The organism is Pseudorhodoplanes sinuspersici (assembly GCF_002119765.1).
Lineage (GTDB): Bacteria > Pseudomonadota > Alphaproteobacteria > Rhizobiales > Xanthobacteraceae > Pseudorhodoplanes > Pseudorhodoplanes sinuspersici.
Genome location: NZ_CP021112.1, coordinates 2,134,854 through 2,151,337, shown reverse-complemented (window position 1 = coordinate 2,151,337; position 16,484 = coordinate 2,134,854). Strand labels below are relative to the sequence as shown.

The following is a 16,484-nucleotide window of genomic DNA, read 5'->3' as shown; positions in this document are numbered from 1 at the left end:
GTTAGTCTCTGCCGTTTTTTTGTTTGATCCGCACCTTGGTTGCAATGGGACCGGTGTCGCCGACTTCCTCGACATAGGTGACGTAGTCGCCGCGCTTCAGGCGGTCGAAATCGCCGCTCAAAAGTGAGTTGCGGTGGAAATAGAGCATCCCGCCCTCCTTGTTGAGCAGAAAGCCATAATCCTCACCTGGTGTGATCTCCGCAACCTGGCCGGCAAATTCGTTGGCCGCTTCATGCATCATCACTGCGGTCCGATTGGCCAGCTTCTCCTTGAATTCGCTGAGCTGGCGTTCGGCGATACGGAAAGCTTCATGGATCGCGTTGGTCAGATCGGGGCGCTGAAATCGTCGCTGCAACCGGTCAGGCTCGTGCGCGACGACAATGTCTTTGAAGCCCGGCACGCTGATTTCGATGCGGACCACGGGCGGAATGGTTTGGTTTGTATTGTTAGCACGCTGATCCACCCGGACGCGGCAGGCCGTCAATCGATCATAGATGTCTTCGAGGCGGGCGACGTGATCTCTGATTTGGGTTTCGGCTCGGTCGGAATGCTCGATATTGTGAAAAGCAATTTCGAGAGGAACCTGCATGTCTCGCACCCATCAGTTCAAAGTCCGTAGGTGACAACGCACGCCGGGCCGAAATTGTTTCGGCTGCTGCAGCGCGACACAACGCCCTAAGAGAGCGACACAACGCTCTAAGAGAGCTTGGAGTCCGCTGAAGAGCAACTGCTTTTAGACTTGGACAACTAGACTTAGACAATGGCAGAGGTAAATGGCCGGGTATCCTCCCGGCCATTTACGCTCAATTTTTGTCGGGGCGCGGCCTCTCCGAATCAACCGAAGCGGCCGTGGCAATGCTTGTATTTCTTGCCGGAACCACATGGACAGGCTTCGTTGCGCCCGACCTTGCCCCAGGTTGCCGGATTTTTCGGATCACGCTCGACCGCCTGCTGTGCACCGGCGCCGCCAGCCATTGCCGGCGACAGCGTCGCATTGGCATAGGACATTTCATCCTCGCCGGTGAATGGATCGACCTTATGCGCTTCCATATAGGGAAGCTGTTGCTGCTCGTCTTCCGGCGGCGCCTGCACCACCTCGACCCGCATAAGCTGTCCGGTCACCCCCTCGCGCATATTCGCGATCATCGCCTCGAACAGCTGGAAAGCCTCCGACTTGTATTCGTTGAGCGGATCGCGCTGGCCATAGCCGCGCAGGCCGATCACCTGACGCAGATGCTCGAGCATAATGAGATGCTCGCGCCAAAGGTGATCGAGCGTCTGCAACAACACCGACTTCTCGACATAACGCATGACCTCAGGGCCATATTGCGCGGACTTAGCAGCCATCACCTCGTCAGCTCGCTTGATGATGCGTTCGCGCACCTCTTCGTCGGCGATACCCTCTTCCTTCGCCCAGTCCTGGATCGGCAGATCGAGGTTCAGGATATGCTGCACTGCCTCATGCAGACCGTTCACGTCCCATTGTTCCGGATACGCATTCTCCGGAATGTGCTTGGACACGAGATCGTCGATCAGCGCGTGGCGCATGTCGGTAACGGTCTCGGCGACATCGTTGTCCTTCATCATATCGATGCGTTGGTCGAAGATGACCTTACGCTGATCGTTGGCGACATCGTCGTATTTCAGGATGTTCTTGCGCAGATCGAAGTTGCGCGCCTCGACCTTCTGCTGCGCCTTTTCCAGGGCCTTGTTGATCCAGGGATGGATGATCGCCTCACCCTCCTTGAGACCCAGCTTGGTCAGCATGCTGTCGAGCTTGTCCGAGCCGAAGATGCGCATCAGGTCGTCTTCGAGCGACAGGAAGAATTTGGAACGGCCTGGATCGCCCTGACGGCCGGAGCGGCCACGAAGCTGGTTGTCGATACGGCGGCTTTCATGCCGCTCGGTGCCGAGCACAAACAGCCCGCCGGCCGCCAGCGACTTTTCCTTCAGCCGCGAGACCTGATCGCGGATATCCTGCACCCGCTTCTCGCGTTCCTCGCCCTCGACGCCCTGCAATTCCTGACGGATGCGCATGTCGGCGTTACCACCGAGCTGAATGTCAGTGCCGCGGCCGGCCATGTTAGTGGCGATGGTGATCGCGCCGGGAACACCGGCCTGCGAGACGATATAGGCTTCCTGTTCGTGATACCGTGCATTCAGGATCGCAAAGACCTTGGCCTTCGCCGCGCCCTCGTCACCGGTGTAAAGTTTGGCGAAGGCGTTGGGATCGGCGAAATCATGTTGCTCCCAGCCCTCCTTGCGCAGCATCTCGGCCAGCTGTTCCGACTTCTCGATCGACGTCGTACCGACAAGCACCGGCTGGCCGCGCTTCTTGCAGTCATCGAGCAGCGCAACGATCGAACGATATTTCTCGCCATTGGTGCGATAGACCTCGTCGTCCTGGTCATCGCGCTGCATCGGCCGGTTGGTCGGCACCTCGACCACGTTCAGTTTATAGATGTCGTAGAACTCGTCTGCCTCGGTCAGCGCCGTACCGGTCATGCCGCCGAGCTTGTCGTACATGCGGAAATAATTCTGGAAGGTAATTGAAGCCAGCGTTTGGTTTTCTGGCTGGATCGGCTGATGTTCTTTCGCTTCCAGCGCCTGATGCAGACCTTCCGAATAGCGGCGTCCCGGCATCATGCGGCCGGTGAATTCGTCGATGATCACCACCTCGCCATTGCGGACGATGTAGTCCTTGTCGCGCTGGAACAGCTTGTGCGCGCGCAGCCCTTGATTGACATGATGGACGGTCGAAACATTCTCGATGTCGTAAAGCGAGTCACCCTTGAGCAAGTCATCGGCGCGGAGCCATTGCTCCATCTTTTCCATGCCGGCTTCGGTAAGGTTCACCGTGCGCTGCTTCTCATCGACATCGTAGTCGGACTTGTCGAGCCGCGGAATATAGGCGTCGATGGTGTTGTAGAAGTCCGAACGATCGTCGAGCGGCCCGGAAATGATCAGCGGCGTACGCGCTTCGTCGATCAGGATCGAGTCCACTTCGTCGACGATTGCATAGACGTGGCCGCGCTGGACCATGTCCTCCAGCCGGTACTTCATGTTGTCGCGCAGATAATCGAAACCGAGCTCGTTATTGGTGCCGTAAGTGATGTCGCAGGCATAGGCCGCCTTGCGCTCCTCGTCATCGAGACCATGCACGATCACGCCGGTCGTGAGCCCGAGGAAACCATAGATCTGGGCCATCCATTCGGAGTCGCGCTTGGCCAGATAGTCGTTAACGGTGACGACATGGACGCCCTTGCCATTCAGTGCATTCAGATACACCGCCAGGGTCGCAACCAAGGTCTTGCCTTCGCCGGTCTTCATCTCGGCGATGCCGCCCTCATGCAGGATCATGCCGCCAATGAGCTGGACGTCGAAATGGCGCTGTCCGAGGGTGCGTTTGCCGGCTTCGCGGACGGTGGCGAAGGCCGGGACCAGGATATCGTCGAGGGTCTTGCCCTCTTCGAGCTGTTTCTTGAACTCGTCGGTGCGGGCGCGGAGCTGCTCGTCGGTCAGTTTGGCGAGTTCGGGCTCCAGCGCATTGATGGCATCGACGCGGGGCTGATAGCCGCGGATACGCCGGTCATTGGCGGTGCCGAACAGCTTGCGGGCGACTGCGCCGAGCATACGAAATCCTTTTCTTCAGTCTTGGGTGGCTTTGGCCTTAGTCGCATCCAGAACCGCGGTTGTGCCCTGATACGGTGAAAAAACACGAAGTTTTGAAACCGTGGGGACTCTTAAGGCCATTTGACCCTGAAATCCGCCCGGAACGGTGCCGGCCGGACCCGAATTGAGCCAGAACGCGAGGTCATTCGGGTGTGACATCCGGAGAGCCGTCGAGAGATAGGAGGGGGTCACTTCCTTGTCAATCTGAAGGCCGAACGGCGTTATTGCCGAAAATTAAGGGGCCTTTGGCATTGCCAAGCCATAACCCGTGCGTAAGTGTCCGCCGCCATCACCCTCCCACCGGGGCGGCTTCATTCCCAAGGACAGACCTGATGAACAAACCCAAATTCTCGCTTCCGACGGTCCAGTGGCGGCCGGTCCTGACGACCTTGTGCGCCACGCTCGCGGTTGCGGGATTGCTGACCATCCAGGCCGGCGCCCAGACCGACCCGGTCGTGGCGAAAGTGAACGGCACCGAGGTCAAGGAAAGCGACCTGAAGGCTGCCGAGGAGGATATCGGCGCCCAGCTGCCGCCGATGGCCCCGGAAGCCAAGAAAGAATATCTCACCACCTATGTTGCGGACATGCTCCTCGTGTCCAAGGCGGCTGAGGCCAAGAAGCTTGGCGACACCCCCGAATTCAAGAAAAAGATGGAGCTGGCGCGCACCAAGCTGCTGATGGAGGCGCTGCTCCAGAACGAGGCCAAGGCCGCCCTCACCGACGACGCGATGAAGAAGGTTTACGCCGAGGCCACCAAGGATATGGGTAACGAGCAGGAAGTGAGCGCACGCCACATCCTCGTCGAATCAGAGGACGACGCCAAAAAAATCGCTGCCGATCTCAAGAAGGGCGGCGATTTCTCCGCCATCGCCAAGGAAAAATCGAAAGATCCCGGCTCCAAGGATAACGGCGGCGATCTCGGCTTCTTCTCCAAAGATCAGATGGTCCCTGAATTCGCCGAAGCCGCCTTCAAGCTCGACAAGGGCCAGGTCTCCGATCCGGTGAAATCGCAGTTCGGCTGGCATGTCATTCGCGTCGACGACAAGCGCACCAAGCAGCCGCCGACATTCGAGCAGGTGAAGGACCAGATCGAAAGCTTCGTTCAGCGCAAGGCCCAAGCCGATTTGATCCAGAAATTGCGCGCCGAGGCCAAGATCGAGAAGATCGGCGACGCTGACCCGGCGGCAAAGCCGGATGCGGCACCGGCTGCCAAGCCGGACGCGAAGTCGGACACCAAGGCGCCAGCGAAGAAATAATGCCGCCATTCGGCTACCAAAAAACGGGACGCGGCTGATGCTGCGTCCCGTTTTATTTTTGTGACCATACGGCTATGAGATGGCCCGCTCGGATTCCGCAGCACGAGGCCATTCATGTCCACCGCCGTTTCACCGCTTGCTCCCACCAGCGTTCCTGACATGCCTCCTGTTGAGGGCATACGCCTCGCCACCGCCCAGGCCGGCATCCGCTACAAGAATCGGACGGATGTTCTGCTCGCGGTCTTCGACAAAGGCACAACGGTTGCTGGCGTCTTTACCCGCTCGAAATGCCCATCGGCGCCGGTGGAATGGTGCCGCGCCAAGCTGAAGGGCGGCAAGGTACGTGCCCTCGTGGTCAATTCCGGCAACGCCAATGCGTTTACCGGCAAGTCCGGCCGCGCCTCGACCGCGTTGACCGCCAAGATCGCCGCACAAGCGGTCGGCTGTTCGGTGAATGACATTTTTCTCGCCTCGACCGGCGTAATCGGCGAACCGCTAGACGCGACGAAGTTCGACGGCGTGCTGCTTTCGCTCGCTCAAGAGGCCAAGGAAGGCCGGTTCCTCGATGCCGCAAAAGCGATCATGACCACGGATACCTTTCCGAAAGTTGCCACGGCCGAAGCGAAGATCGGCAAGACCAAGGTCGTCATCAGCGGAATCGCCAAAGGCGCCGGCATGATCGCCCCTGACATGGCGACGATGCTGTCCTTCATTTTCACCGATGCCCCGATCGCCGCGCCGGCGCTGCAAGTGCTGTTGCGCGATGGTGTCGTCGACACTTTCAATGCCGTCACGATTGACGGTGACACCTCGACATCCGACACCCTCCTGGCATTCGCGACAGGTGCAGCCGCGGCACGCGGCGCTCCAAAAATCACGCGCGCCAGCGACCCGCGTCTCACCGCATTCCGCAGGGCACTGCAGACGGTGCTGGCCGATCTCTCTGAACAGGTGGCGCGCGATGGCGAAGGCGCGCGCAAGCTGGTCGAAATCAAGGTGGAAGGCGCGACATCCAAAACATCCGCCCGGCGCATTGCCATGTCGATCGCGAATTCGCCTCTGGTCAAGACGGCCATTGCCGGCGAGGACGCCAATTGGGGCCGCGTCGTCATGGCTGTCGGCAAGGCCGGCGAACCGGCCGATCGCGACAAGCTCTCCATCTGGTTCAACGGCATTCGCGTGGCCCATAAGGGCGCCCGTGATCCGTCCTATGATGAAGAAAAGGTTTCGATCGCGATGAAGAACCCGAAGATCAAACTGAAGGTCGGTCTTGGCCTGGGCAAGGGAAAAGACCGGGTGCTGACCTGCGATCTGACCAAGGACTATGTCGCCATCAACGGCGACTACCGTTCGTGAGTGCGCTCAACACTTTATCGGTCGTTAATCCCGTCATGCCTATGGTGGATCCACGGTCGTGAGCGCCAGACTTCTCATTGTCGCCGCCTGCGCCCTCATCGATGCCGACGGCCGCATCCTGATCGCGAAGCGGCCGGCCGGTAAAGCGATGGCGGGCCTTTGGGAATTCCCTGGCGGCAAGGTGGAACCCGGCGAAACGCCCGAACAGACGCTGATCCGGGAGTTATCGGAGGAACTGGGAATTGTGGTCCGGGAAGCCTGCCTTGCTCCTCTGACCTTTGCGAGCCACAGCTATCCTGATTTTCACCTGCTGATGCCACTCTATGTGTGCCGACGCTGGGAGGGTCAGGTGACAACGCAACACCACACAGAGCTCGCCTGGGTCAGACCGAACAAGCTGCGGGACTATCCGATGCCTCCGGCTGACGAGCCGCTTATTCCTCACCTGACGGCGCTGTTGTAACCGGTGCATTCGATCGCACCGGCATTTGAAGCGTGCAGAACAGGACAGGCCTATGCAAGTGCGACGACTGCCCGAGACGATCCACCGCTTCGTTCGCAACGAAGACGGCGCGACTGCCATCGAATATGCGCTGATCGCCGCCGGCATCGCCGTCGCGGTGGTCTCGACTGTCATATCGCTCGGCGACTCGGTTAAGACGATGTATGATCGGGTTTATACTGCCATGACGAGCTAACGACTGCCCGATTTCTCACCTGCCGGAAATTCAGTCGTCTTCAGCGCGTCGGCGAGACGCGTTCGCGCCGAACCTGGCCGCAAGGGTTGCTGCTGACTCTCATGCGGCGCCCATCCCGATAACCACACAATGTCGAATGTCGTACGCAGGCGTCCGTCGGGATCGCTGAAGCGCTCGGCATAGATTTGCGCCATGCGTTGCAGAGTGGCGCGCTTCAGGGGCGTGCGCCGGCGTTCCAGCAGAACATTGGTCGCGCCCATGCCACGCAGATCCTGCATGAGACCGAACGGCGTATCGTAACGAACGATCAAACGATCGATATCGGCCACCGGCAATGCGAAGCCGGCCCGTTGCAGCAGCGCGCCGATGTCGCGCATATCCGCGAACGGCGCGACACGTGGCGACACGCCACCTTCGATCTCCGCTTCCGCTGCCGCGAAAGATTGCCGCAACTCCGTCAGCGTCTCGCCGCCGAGAAGCGCGGCAAGAAACAAGCCGTCTGGCTTCAATGCGCGCCTGATCTGCGCCAGCGTTCCCGGCAGATCGTTGACCCATTGCAGCGCAAGCGCCGATACCGCGAGATCAAGCGACGCATCGGCAAACGGCAACGCTTCTTCATCAGCGGCAATCGTGGATGGGTTCGGGCTTGCGGGAAACAACGCATCGACGCCGATGATCATCTCGGCCAGGTTTTGCTCGCGCATCAAATTGCGTAGCGCCGATGTCGGCGTGCCGATATCGGCCGCGATCGCGAAAGACCGCTTCACCACCGAAAGCCGTTCGATGAGGTCAGCAGCGACGTGATTGAGCAGAAATGTCACCGGCTCACCGCGCTGCGCCCGCAGGCGCCGCTGCCGCAGCAGAGATCGGTCAAACAGAACGGGGCTTCCAGCCACTTTCGTCAAACTCCTAGGGGCGCTAGCCTGAAAGCCATGCCCAACACGGCTATAAACGAAGGCGGGCCTTCGCGCCTGTCGCAAATCGTGTCAGCGCTCCGGCTGCCCTTGCGGCTGGCGCTGGACGTGGCGTTGCCGCCGCTCTGCCCGTCCTGCCGCGACCCGGTCGGCGACGGCGCAGGCCTGTGCGCCACCTGCTGGTCGAAGCTGTCGCCGATCGAGCGGCCCTTCTGTGAAAAGCTTGGCATACCCTTCGCCTATGATCCTGGGCCGGGCATCTATTCCATGCAGGCGATGGCCGCCCCGCCCGCCTATGCGCGGGCCAGGGCCGCCGTCCGCTACGACGACATCGCCCGCACCATCGTCCACGCTCTCAAATATGGCGACCGGCTCGATCTCGCACCGGTCGTGGCGGGCTGGATGGGCCGCGCCGGCACGGAGCTGCTGGACGATGCCGATGTCATCGTGCCGGTGCCGCTGCACTGGCGGCGGATGTGGGCGCGCCGTTTCAACCAGTCGGCGACGCTATCCAAATTGTTGTCGGACAAGAGCGGCGTGCCGGCGAATTTCACCGCCCTACGCCGGGTGAAGGCGACGCCACAGCAGGTGGGACTGTCGAAGTCCGAACGGGCCACCAATGTACAGGGTGCATTTCGGGTGGACCCTGCCGGCAAGGCTGACGTCTTGGGGCGCCATGTCCTTCTGATCGACGACGTGCTCACATCCGGCGCAACTGCGGATACCTGCGCCCGCGCGCTCCTGCGCGGCGGCGCCCGCCAGGTGGACGTGCTGGTTTTCGCGCGGGTTGTGGACCAGGTGCGCGCGCCCATATAGAGAAGACACGTCATAAAACTGTCCGAAACCATAATGCCTCCCGTTGAAATCTACACCACCGCCTATTGCCCATATTGCGGCTGGGCAAAGGATCTGCTGGTCAAGAAAGGCGTCCCTTTCAAGGAAATCGATGTCGGCGGGAGCCGGGAACTGCGAAGCGAGATGACCACACGCGCCAATGGCCGCACCACGGTGCCGCAGATCTTCATCGGCGCAACCCATGTTGGCGGATGTGACGATCTCTATGCTTTGAACGACGCGGGCAAACTCGACCCATTGCTGACTGAGACCGGACCTGCGGCATGATCCGAACGGACGGAAAATTCCGCGTCGGCCTGATCCAGATGCGATCAGGCCGGACGCCGCAAGCCAACCTCGACGAGGCGGTGAAGCTGATCGGCGAGGCAAAAGCGGGTGGCGCACAGTACGTGCAGACGCCCGAGATGACCAATATCATGGAGCTGTCGCGCGACGCATTGTTTGCGACGATCATGGAAGAGGACAAGGATCCGTGTCTTGCCGCGTTTCGCGAACTCGCACGCAAGCTCCAGCTCCATGTCCATGTTGGATCACTGGCCATCAAGGTCTCGCCCGAGAGAGCGGCAAACCGCTCGTTCATGATTGATCCGCATGGCGAGATCGTCGCCCGCTACGACAAGATCCATATGTTCGACGTCGATCTTGCCGGTGGCGAAAGCTATCGCGAATCGCGCAGCTATCAGCCGGGCGAAAGCGCCGTTCTCGTCGATCTGCCCTGGGCGCGTTTCGGCCTGACCATTTGCTACGACCTGCGCTTCCCGGCGCTCTATCGCGCATTGGCGGAAGCCGGCGCGACCGTGCTGACGATCCCGGCGGCCTTCACACGCCAGACCGGCGAAGCGCACTGGACGACGCTGATCCGGGCCCGCGCGATCGAGAATGGCTCTTTCGTTCTTGCTGCCGCCCAAGGCGGCAAGCATGAAAACGGCCGCGAGACCTTCGGCCATTCGCTGATCGTCGATCCCTGGGGCCGCGTTCTGGCCGAAGGCGGAACCGAACCTGGCGTCGTCATGGCCGACATCGATCCTGCCGAGGTGACCGCAGCACGCGGCAAAGTGCCATCCCTGCAGCATGGCCGCCGTTTTGATATCATTGCGCCGATCGCGGAGCCGGCGCATCTGCACGTTGTTGGTGATCCGTCATGATTCGGTATGCGCTCGTTTGCGAGCGGAAACACAATTTCGAAATCTGGTTCAACAGCTCTGCCGATTATGACAAGCAGCGTAAGCGCGGACTTGTGACCTGCCCCGCCTGCGATTCGAAGAAAATCGAAAAGGCGATCATGGCGCCGGCGATCGGGCGTGGCGGACGCAAGCGCAGCGAACCGGTGGAAGCACCTGTTCAGGCCACAACGGAAGCTGCACCATCCTCTGAAAACGTGGCGATGATGTCGCCACAGGAAAAGGAATTCCGCGCCAAGCTGAAGGAGCTGCGCGACCATCTCGTCAGCAACGCTGACAATGTCGGCAAGAAGTTTCCCGAGGAAGCGCGCAAGATGCATTACGGCGAGACCGAGCACCGCTCGATCTACGGCGAAGCCTCGCCGGAAGAGGCCAAGGAATTGCACGACGAAGGCATCGAATTTCACGCGCTGCCCATCCTTCCTGACGAGCGGAATTAATTCAGGACAGTCGGGACACATCGGCTCACAATACGTCCACTTCACGGACAGTGATGTACGTTGATGGGACAGTGACCTTTCGCGCAGCGGAAGGATTGCCGCAGCACCAGCAGAAAATACCTCGCTGCCACATCGTGGCCGCATTCCGTCGGCAAGGCGCCCCCTTCTCCAACAACACCGGGGTGTTTTGAATGCAGGCGAAAGCCTTCGCAGTAGCGTTTGCAGTATGTCTTTCCTTCGCAGGGGGTGCTCAAGCAGAATCCGGAATTGCATCGGTCTATGGCCATCGTGACGGCTATGCCGGAAAAAAGACCGCGAGCGGGGAACGGATGAATCCAGCGGCTCTGACGGCCGCTCATCGCACACTTCCTTTCGGCACGCATGTCCGTGTCACCAATCGGAAAAATGGTCGTAGCGTCGTGGTCCGCATTTCGGACCGGGGCCCGTTTATACGCGGCCGGGTGATCGATCTGTCGCCTGCTGCAGCACGCGCCATCGGCGTTGCCGGGCTCGCTCCGGTCACGCTGGCACGGAATTAGTTTTGGTGCGCCCCCGTTTGTTCTGCTTGTCATGACAAGTTGAACGGGGGCGCCCACCGGAGATTCTTTTCCATCAATCCCTAGTGCGCCCAGATCAGCAGCACGACGCCGATCACAATCAACACGATCCCTAAACCTTCGCGCGCTGACGTCTTGTGACCAAACACGAAGGTTGAGATCGCCTGCGCGAACAATACTTCCACCAGCGCCAGCGTCCGCACGCTCGCCGCCGTCGCCAGCGCGAAAGCCAAAAACCAGAATTGCGATGCCGTCGCACCCATAAACCCGGCGAACAAGGACGGCCGCCATTGTTGCATGATCGCGCGCATCACATCGGGACTGCGCAGCATCAGATAGATCGACAGGATCACCGATTGCAGCAGCAAGCCGACGACCAGCGTGAACGTCGCCGCCATCATATAATCTGACAAATTCAGGCTCAGGATCGCGCCGCGATAACCGACCGCGGACAACGCAAACATCGCGCCTGACGCAAGACCCAGCAATGTCGGTCGCCAGCTGTCCGATGGTGCGCCGCCGGGCTTCAGCGACATCACCACCACGCCCGCCGTCGCGATCAGGATCGCTGCGACCATGCCGATACTCAAGGTGTCGCCGAGAAAGATCAAACCGAACAGCGCCACCTGCACGGGTTCGGTTTTGATGTAGGCAATCGTCACGACGAACGAGCGCTCGCCCATTGCTGCGAGCATCAGCGCCGTCGCAATGATCTGCGCGCCCATGCCGTCGATGATCCATGGCCAGAACACAGCCGGCGGTCTCGGCAGCGATGCGCCGGTCACCAGCATCAGTCCGAGCAGAAAGATCACCGCGAACGGAAAGCCGAACAGGAAGCGCACATGCGTCGCACCGACGGTGCCAAGCTTCACCGTCAATTCCCGTTGCGCCGCATTGCGGACTGTCTGCCCCGCGGCAGCAAGAACCGTGAATACAATCCATAGCCAGCCGTAGTCAGTCATGCGGCTGGTTCTTCAGCAGGCAATTGGTTGAAGGCAGTGCACCAACACCCGCTCATTCCCGCGAAAGCGGGAATCTAGGATTTTTGCGCTGGGTCCCCGCCTTCGCGGGGACGAACGGAAGAATTGTGAGTTCACTGGCCATCACACAGTTACAACTTCTCGCGAGACGCCATCCGCGGACCATTCGGTCACCGTGCCTTGCGCATTGTCGACCTGCGCCATCAGATCGAAATAGCGGATGGTGGGGTAGCCACCGGTGCGCTTCTTCACCGCCTCGCGCCATTCTTCGTCATGCGCCTTCTTGGACGCCTCGATCGACGGCCAGACATAGACGCCAGCACCAGTGCCTGCAGCCTCCCCCAGACCCCACAGAAACTGCTTGCGGACAAGGTCCTTGTTCGCGGCCCATTTCTGCGTGACGCTCCGCACGGCCTCCAACTCCGTCGCGCGATCGTGTCCCGCGGGGAAGTTGAAGGTGACGATTTCAACGATCATGGCCGACCCTCCGCAATTCAGATCGGCGAATATCGCACGGTGCAAGGTTAGGCGGATAACTTTTCTTGCCGTCGGGTCATGCGCTCCGCGCAGCGGTGAGCATGTAGTTCACGTCCATATCGTCGGAGAGCTGCCAGCTATCGGCGCGCACACGGTAGATCACGCCACGCTCGTCCACCACACGGAGCCCGGCCGCGCGCATCGCATCTTCGAGTTCCGCGGGCGTCACGAACTTGTCCCAGCGATGCGTCCCGCGTGGCAGCCAGCGCAGCACATATTCGGCGCCGACAATGGCGAGCGCAAAGCTCTTCATGGTGCGGTTGATGGTGGCGGCGATCATCAGGCCGCCCGGCTTCACCATCTCACCGCAGCGGCGCATGAACAGACCGACATCGGCAACATGCTCGACCACTTCAAGCGCCAGCACCACGTCGAACCGCTCACCCTTGTCGGCCAAGGCCTCGGCGGTCATGGCACGGTAATCGACCATCAGATCGGTCTGTGCGGCATGGCGGCGGGCGACCTCGATATTGGCCTCCGACGGGTCGGCACCGACAACCTTGGCGCCAAGCCTTGCCAGCGGCTCGGACAGGATGCCGCCGCCGCAGCCGATGTCGAGGATGCGCAGGCCCGAGAGGCAGCCGATCTGCTTTGGATTGCGTCCAAAATGGACCGCGACCTGATCGCGGATATAGGCCAGGCGCACCGGGTTGAACTTGTGCAGCATCGCCATCGGGCCGCGCTCATCCCACCATTGCGCGGCGAGCTTCGAAAATTGCTCGACCTCGGACTGATCGACGGTGGATGGTCCCGACCCTGGCATCTGCTACCTTGTCACAAAAGTTAACGCCGCGCCGCCTGCGACGCGTATTTCAGCTTGTGTCTACGGGATTTACCCCCGTGAAACACCCCGCCTCCCATCACTTTTCACTGAAAGCGGCGGGTTGCAGGGCTGTCATGTCGCCGTTATGAATACGCCGCCTTTGCACCCGGCGCGTCCGCCCCATCCGCCGCGTGTGTTTTTCATCCCGGGGCGCCGATCCTTTCATGTCACGCCTTGTGCTGAAATTCGGCGGAACGTCGGTCGCCGATATCGACCGCATCCGCAACGTCGCGCGCCATGTGAAGCGCGAATATGACGCCGGCCACGATGTGGCGGTGGTCGTCTCCGCCATGTCCGGCAAAACCAACGAGCTCGTGGCGTGGTGCCGCGAAGCCTCGCCGATGCACGACGCGCGCGAATACGACGCCATCGTCTCCTCCGGCGAGCAGGTGACGGCCGGCTTGCTCGCCATCGTGCTGCAGAGCATGGGCATCACCGCACGCTCCTGGCAGGGCTGGCAATTGCCGATGTTCACCAGCAATGCGCATGGCTCCGCCCGCATCGAGGACGTCAACGGCGCCGAGCTCGTCAAGCGCTTCCAGGAGCGCAAGGAGGTCGCGGTGATCGCCGGCTTCCAGGGTATCCATCAACAGACCGGCCGCATCACCACGCTCGGCCGCGGCGGCTCCGATACCTCCGCGGTCGCGATCGCGGCGGCGATCCAGGCCGACCGCTGCGACATCTATACCGACGTCGATGGCGTCTACACCACCGATCCGCGCGTTGTCCCGAAGGCGCGGCGGCTCGACAAGGTCGCGTTCGAGGAAATGCTCGAACTGGCCTCGCTCGGCGCCAAGGTTTTGCAGGTTCGCTCGGTCGAGCTTGGGATGGTGCACAAGGTGAAGATCTTCGTGCGCTCCAGCTTCGACAAGCCGGAAGACATCGATCCGCACGGCATGCCGCCCGGCACGCTGATTTGCGACGAGGAGGATATCGTGGAGCAACAAGTCGTCACGGGCATCGCCTTCTCCAAGGACGAAGCGCAGATTTCCATTCGCAATGTCGAGGACAAGCCGGGCATCGCCGCGGCGATCTTCGGGCCGCTGGCCGACACCAGCATCAATGTCGACATGATCGTGCAGAACGTATCGGCCGACGGCAAGACGACGGACCTCACCTTCACCGTGCCGGCCGCCGATTATCAGCGCTCGCTCGATGTGCTCGGCAAAGCCAAGGACAAGATCGGCTATCAGCGCCTCGACGGCGCGACCGATGTGGCGAAGGTCTCGGTGATCGGCATTGGCATGCGCAGCCATGCCGGTGTTGCCGCCAAAGCGTTCAATGCGCTGGCCGCGCGCAACATCAACATCCGTGCGATCACGACGTCCGAGATCAAGTTCTCGGTGCTGATCGATGCCGCCTATACCGAGCTTGCGGTGCGTACGCTGCATTCGCTGTACGGGCTGGATAAGGCTTAAGGGTTTTATCCCTCCCCGGACTCCGTCTCTTATCCCTCCCCTGAAAGGGGAGGGACGGCGCGCATCGAACGCATGTGAGATGCGTGGCGGGGTGGGGTCACTTTTTTTGCACTCCCCACCCGTCTCTTCGCTCCGCTCAGAGCCACCCTCCCCTTCCAGGGGAGGGATAAGCAAGACGCGCGAAAACAGCCCCATTCTTTAGCCGGCGCGGGCGCGCCCGTCTTCCAAACCGCAGCTTCTTCCCTTGCTTGCGCAAGGGCGCGCGGAACGCCGGGCTTTCTGGCCAGCCCATGGCCCCATGCGCGATGTGAGTAAGCGCATGAGATTGGTAGCACCACGAACCGCCGAAAAGACTCCGGCGTTCCGCGCGCGGTGTTTGACGGTCTGCTCCATCGTCCCCAGTGGACGTTCCTCCACCGAAACGCCGGGCAGCTAGCCTGGCGGGACGCGGCTTGAACCGACCGCACAGCGGGTTACGTCTGCCCGCCACTCGGCCACCGCTCCCCGCCCCGCGTCTCACGACGCTCATGAAACGCCCCTTCAGCGGGACGGGATATAGGAAAAAAATCATAACTTGGGGAGGATGTCAAGTGGGAGTTTTGCGCGCCGGCAATTGTCTCCGGTCGTCCGGGTGCTTGGACGTGCAGTCCTACATCGCAATACACAGCACCTCGGACCTTGTTTGGTCGTGAAGTCCGGCTATCACTCACATCGAACAGAATATGCGGCATGCCGCGCGCCATCCCCGAGATGCAAATCCCGAAATGAAGGAGCCGCTCATGAAGCCCGTCGTTGCCATCATCGCTCAAGGCGCCATGGGCGCTGGTGTTGCAAAGCGGCTTCACGAAAATGGCGTTCGCGTCTTGACGTCGCTCGAGGGACGCAGCGCCGCGAGCGCGCAACGCGCAAAAGATGCCGGCATGGTACCGGCAAGCTGGCCGGATATCGCTGCCGCCGACATCATTCTGTCGATCGTGCCGCCCGGCGAAGCGCTGGCGCTGGCACAGCGGCTCGCACCATTGCTGACCACCGAAAACAGGAAACCGGTCTATGTCGATTGCAATGCGGTCAGCCCCGATACGGTGAAAGACATTGCAGATGTCATCGAGAAAACCGGATGCACCTTCATCGATGCCGGCATCATCGGCGGTCCACCCAAGGCCGGCTACAAGGGACCGGTCTTCTATTATTCCGGTGCGCAATCCGGAATCGTCGATCGGCTGAATGATGATGGCCTGATCTTCCGATACCTCGACAGGCCGGCCGGCGCAGCCTCCGCGTTGAAGATGTCTTATGGCGGCATCACCAAGGGACTGACGGCGGTCGGCTCGGCCATGATTCTCTCCGCCGAACGCGCCGGCGTTGGCGAGGCGCTGAAGGCGGAACTCGCCGACAGCCAGCCTGGGCTCCTGACCTATTTCACCCGCGGCGTGCCGGACATGTTTCCCAAGGCCTATCGCTGGGTGGCGGAAATGGAGGAGATCGCCCATTTCCACGGCGGCGGCCCGTCGCAGGACATGTATCAGGCCATTGCCGCGCTTTATCAGCGGCTGGCGGTGGATAGGGCGGGAGACAAGAAAGAAATTGGAGAATTGTCCGCTTTCTTCTCCCTCCCCCCGCAGCCGGGGTCGGATGTTTCCGACTTCGGCCAATCAAATTCGTTGTCCAACTCGGGTAAACCCGAGTTGGACCGCGGGGAAGGTCGGTGAGCGTCGCGCCAGCGACGTGAACCGGGGGGCTATGTCAAACTTGTAACGAATTCACCCCCCACCCCCGACCCCTCCCCACCGCTTCGCG

At 60.9% G+C, this 16,484-nt stretch carries 17 protein-coding genes; 11 read left to right on the top strand and 6 right to left on the bottom strand.

The window, feature by feature from the left end; genetic code table 11:
* Position 1: 1 nt before the first annotated feature.
* Both CAK95_RS10475 and secA read right to left on the bottom strand, forming a co-directional pair.
* A complete protein-coding gene (locus CAK95_RS10475; RefSeq protein WP_086087869.1) occupies positions 2-589 on the bottom strand; it encodes an HPF/RaiA family ribosome-associated protein in 588 nt (195 codons plus the stop codon).
* Between the two features lie 245 nt (positions 590-834).
* Positions 835-3,633: a preprotein translocase subunit SecA gene (secA, locus tag CAK95_RS10470; RefSeq protein WP_086087868.1), complete on the bottom strand. Its 2,799-nt coding sequence runs from the start codon at positions 3,631-3,633 to the stop codon at positions 835-837.
* A 371-nt stretch (positions 3,634-4,004) separates the two neighbouring features.
* On the opposite strand from secA, the gene CAK95_RS10465 reads away from it, so the two are divergent.
* The 4 genes from CAK95_RS10465 to CAK95_RS10450 all read left to right on the top strand — a co-directional run bounded on the left by CAK95_RS10465 (position 4,005) and on the right by CAK95_RS10450 (position 6,982).
* Positions 4,005-4,928: a peptidylprolyl isomerase gene (locus CAK95_RS10465; protein WP_086087867.1), complete on the top strand. Its 924-nt coding sequence runs from the start codon at positions 4,005-4,007 to the stop codon at positions 4,926-4,928.
* A 114-nt stretch (positions 4,929-5,042) separates the two neighbouring features.
* A complete protein-coding gene (argJ, locus tag CAK95_RS10460) occupies positions 5,043-6,284 on the top strand; it encodes a bifunctional glutamate N-acetyltransferase/amino-acid acetyltransferase ArgJ (protein WP_086087866.1) in 1,242 nt (413 codons plus the stop codon).
* Between the two features lie 58 nt (positions 6,285-6,342).
* A complete protein-coding gene (mutT, locus tag CAK95_RS10455; RefSeq protein WP_086087865.1) occupies positions 6,343-6,747 on the top strand; it encodes an 8-oxo-dGTP diphosphatase MutT in 405 nt (134 codons plus the stop codon).
* Between the two features lie 52 nt (positions 6,748-6,799).
* On the top strand, positions 6,800-6,982 hold the full coding sequence (locus tag CAK95_RS10450; RefSeq protein ID WP_086087864.1) for a Flp family type IVb pilin: 183 nt from the start codon (positions 6,800-6,802) through the stop codon (positions 6,980-6,982).
* Here the strand turns inward: CAK95_RS10450 and CAK95_RS10445 are convergent.
* A complete protein-coding gene (locus CAK95_RS10445) occupies positions 6,979-7,887 on the bottom strand; it encodes a methyltransferase domain-containing protein (protein ID WP_086087863.1) in 909 nt (302 codons plus the stop codon). The two genes, CAK95_RS10450 and CAK95_RS10445, sit on opposite strands and share 4 nt — an antisense overlap.
* A gap of 78 nt (positions 7,888-7,965) precedes the next feature.
* Between CAK95_RS10445 and CAK95_RS10440 the strand changes: the two genes are divergently transcribed.
* The 5 genes from CAK95_RS10440 to CAK95_RS10420 all read left to right on the top strand — a co-directional run bounded on the left by CAK95_RS10440 (position 7,966) and on the right by CAK95_RS10420 (position 10,911).
* Positions 7,966-8,712, top strand: coding sequence for a ComF family protein (locus CAK95_RS10440; RefSeq protein ID WP_245303701.1), 747 nt, complete (start codon positions 7,966-7,968; stop codon positions 8,710-8,712).
* Between the two features lie 33 nt (positions 8,713-8,745).
* On the top strand, positions 8,746-9,018 hold the full coding sequence (gene grxC / locus CAK95_RS10435) for a glutaredoxin 3 (RefSeq protein WP_086087862.1): 273 nt from the start codon (positions 8,746-8,748) through the stop codon (positions 9,016-9,018).
* A complete protein-coding gene (locus CAK95_RS10430; protein WP_086087861.1) occupies positions 9,015-9,896 on the top strand; it encodes a carbon-nitrogen hydrolase family protein in 882 nt (293 codons plus the stop codon). The genes grxC and CAK95_RS10430 overlap by 4 nt, the downstream gene beginning before the upstream one ends.
* Positions 9,893-10,372 carry a DUF1178 family protein gene (locus CAK95_RS10425; RefSeq protein WP_086087860.1) on the top strand — a complete coding sequence of 160 codons (480 nt, stop codon included), beginning with the start codon at positions 9,893-9,895 and terminating at the stop codon, positions 10,370-10,372. Before CAK95_RS10430 ends, CAK95_RS10425 begins: the two co-directional genes overlap by 4 nt.
* A gap of 191 nt (positions 10,373-10,563) precedes the next feature.
* Complete coding sequence (locus CAK95_RS10420) at positions 10,564-10,911, top strand: septal ring lytic transglycosylase RlpA family protein (protein ID WP_086087859.1); 348 nt, start codon at positions 10,564-10,566, stop codon at positions 10,909-10,911.
* A gap of 80 nt (positions 10,912-10,991) precedes the next feature.
* Here the strand turns inward: CAK95_RS10420 and CAK95_RS10415 are convergent, their stop codons facing one another.
* From CAK95_RS10415 to ubiG, 3 genes are all read right to left on the bottom strand, one after another.
* On the bottom strand, positions 10,992-11,891 hold the full coding sequence (locus CAK95_RS10415; protein ID WP_086087858.1) for a DMT family transporter: 900 nt from the start codon (positions 11,889-11,891) through the stop codon (positions 10,992-10,994).
* Positions 11,892-12,032: 141 nt separating this feature from the next.
* The gene (locus CAK95_RS10410) at positions 12,033-12,386 is read right to left on the bottom strand and encodes a hypothetical protein (protein WP_086087857.1); all 354 of its coding nucleotides are present in this window, start codon (positions 12,384-12,386) and stop codon (positions 12,033-12,035) included.
* 76 nt (positions 12,387-12,462) lie between these two features.
* On the bottom strand, positions 12,463-13,209 hold the full coding sequence (gene ubiG / locus CAK95_RS10405) for a bifunctional 2-polyprenyl-6-hydroxyphenol methylase/3-demethylubiquinol 3-O-methyltransferase UbiG (RefSeq protein ID WP_086087856.1): 747 nt from the start codon (positions 13,207-13,209) through the stop codon (positions 12,463-12,465).
* A 224-nt stretch (positions 13,210-13,433) separates the two neighbouring features.
* On the opposite strand from ubiG, the gene CAK95_RS10400 reads away from it, so the two are divergent.
* Together CAK95_RS10400 and CAK95_RS10395 are read left to right on the top strand one after the other, a co-directional pair.
* Positions 13,434-14,687 carry an aspartate kinase gene (locus CAK95_RS10400; protein WP_086087855.1) on the top strand — a complete coding sequence of 418 codons (1,254 nt, stop codon included), beginning with the start codon at positions 13,434-13,436 and terminating at the stop codon, positions 14,685-14,687.
* A 779-nt stretch (positions 14,688-15,466) separates the two neighbouring features.
* A complete protein-coding gene (locus CAK95_RS10395) occupies positions 15,467-16,396 on the top strand; it encodes an NAD(P)-dependent oxidoreductase (protein ID WP_086091329.1) in 930 nt (309 codons plus the stop codon).
* The last annotated feature ends 88 nt before the right edge of the window (positions 16,397-16,484 follow it).

Excerpts from the sequence above, each read along its gene's own strand:
- CAK95_RS10410 (WP_086087857.1), bottom strand. The coding sequence starts at position 12,386 with ATGATCGTTGAAATCGTCACCTTCAACTTCCCCGCGGGACACGATCGC.
- CAK95_RS10465 (WP_086087867.1), top strand. The coding sequence starts at position 4,005 with ATGAACAAACCCAAATTCTCGCTTCCGACGGTCCAGTGGCGGCCGGTC.
- ubiG (WP_086087856.1), bottom strand. The coding sequence starts at position 13,209 with ATGCCAGGGTCGGGACCATCCACCGTCGATCAGTCCGAGGTCGAGCAA.
- CAK95_RS10430 (WP_086087861.1), top strand. The coding sequence starts at position 9,015 with ATGATCCGAACGGACGGAAAATTCCGCGTCGGCCTGATCCAGATGCGA.
- grxC (WP_086087862.1), top strand. The coding sequence starts at position 8,746 with ATGCCTCCCGTTGAAATCTACACCACCGCCTATTGCCCATATTGCGGC.
- CAK95_RS10395 (WP_086091329.1), top strand. The coding sequence starts at position 15,467 with ATGAAGCCCGTCGTTGCCATCATCGCTCAAGGCGCCATGGGCGCTGGT.
- argJ (WP_086087866.1), top strand. The coding sequence starts at position 5,043 with ATGTCCACCGCCGTTTCACCGCTTGCTCCCACCAGCGTTCCTGACATG.
- CAK95_RS10425 (WP_086087860.1), top strand. The coding sequence starts at position 9,893 with ATGATTCGGTATGCGCTCGTTTGCGAGCGGAAACACAATTTCGAAATC.
- CAK95_RS10475 (WP_086087869.1), bottom strand. The coding sequence starts at position 589 with ATGCAGGTTCCTCTCGAAATTGCTTTTCACAATATCGAGCATTCCGAC.
- CAK95_RS10400 (WP_086087855.1), top strand. The coding sequence starts at position 13,434 with ATGTCACGCCTTGTGCTGAAATTCGGCGGAACGTCGGTCGCCGATATC.
- secA (WP_086087868.1), bottom strand. The coding sequence starts at position 3,633 with ATGCTCGGCGCAGTCGCCCGCAAGCTGTTCGGCACCGCCAATGACCGG.
- CAK95_RS10415 (WP_086087858.1), bottom strand. The coding sequence starts at position 11,891 with ATGACTGACTACGGCTGGCTATGGATTGTATTCACGGTTCTTGCTGCC.
- CAK95_RS10420 (WP_086087859.1), top strand. The coding sequence starts at position 10,564 with ATGCAGGCGAAAGCCTTCGCAGTAGCGTTTGCAGTATGTCTTTCCTTC.
- CAK95_RS10450 (WP_086087864.1), top strand. The coding sequence starts at position 6,800 with ATGCAAGTGCGACGACTGCCCGAGACGATCCACCGCTTCGTTCGCAAC.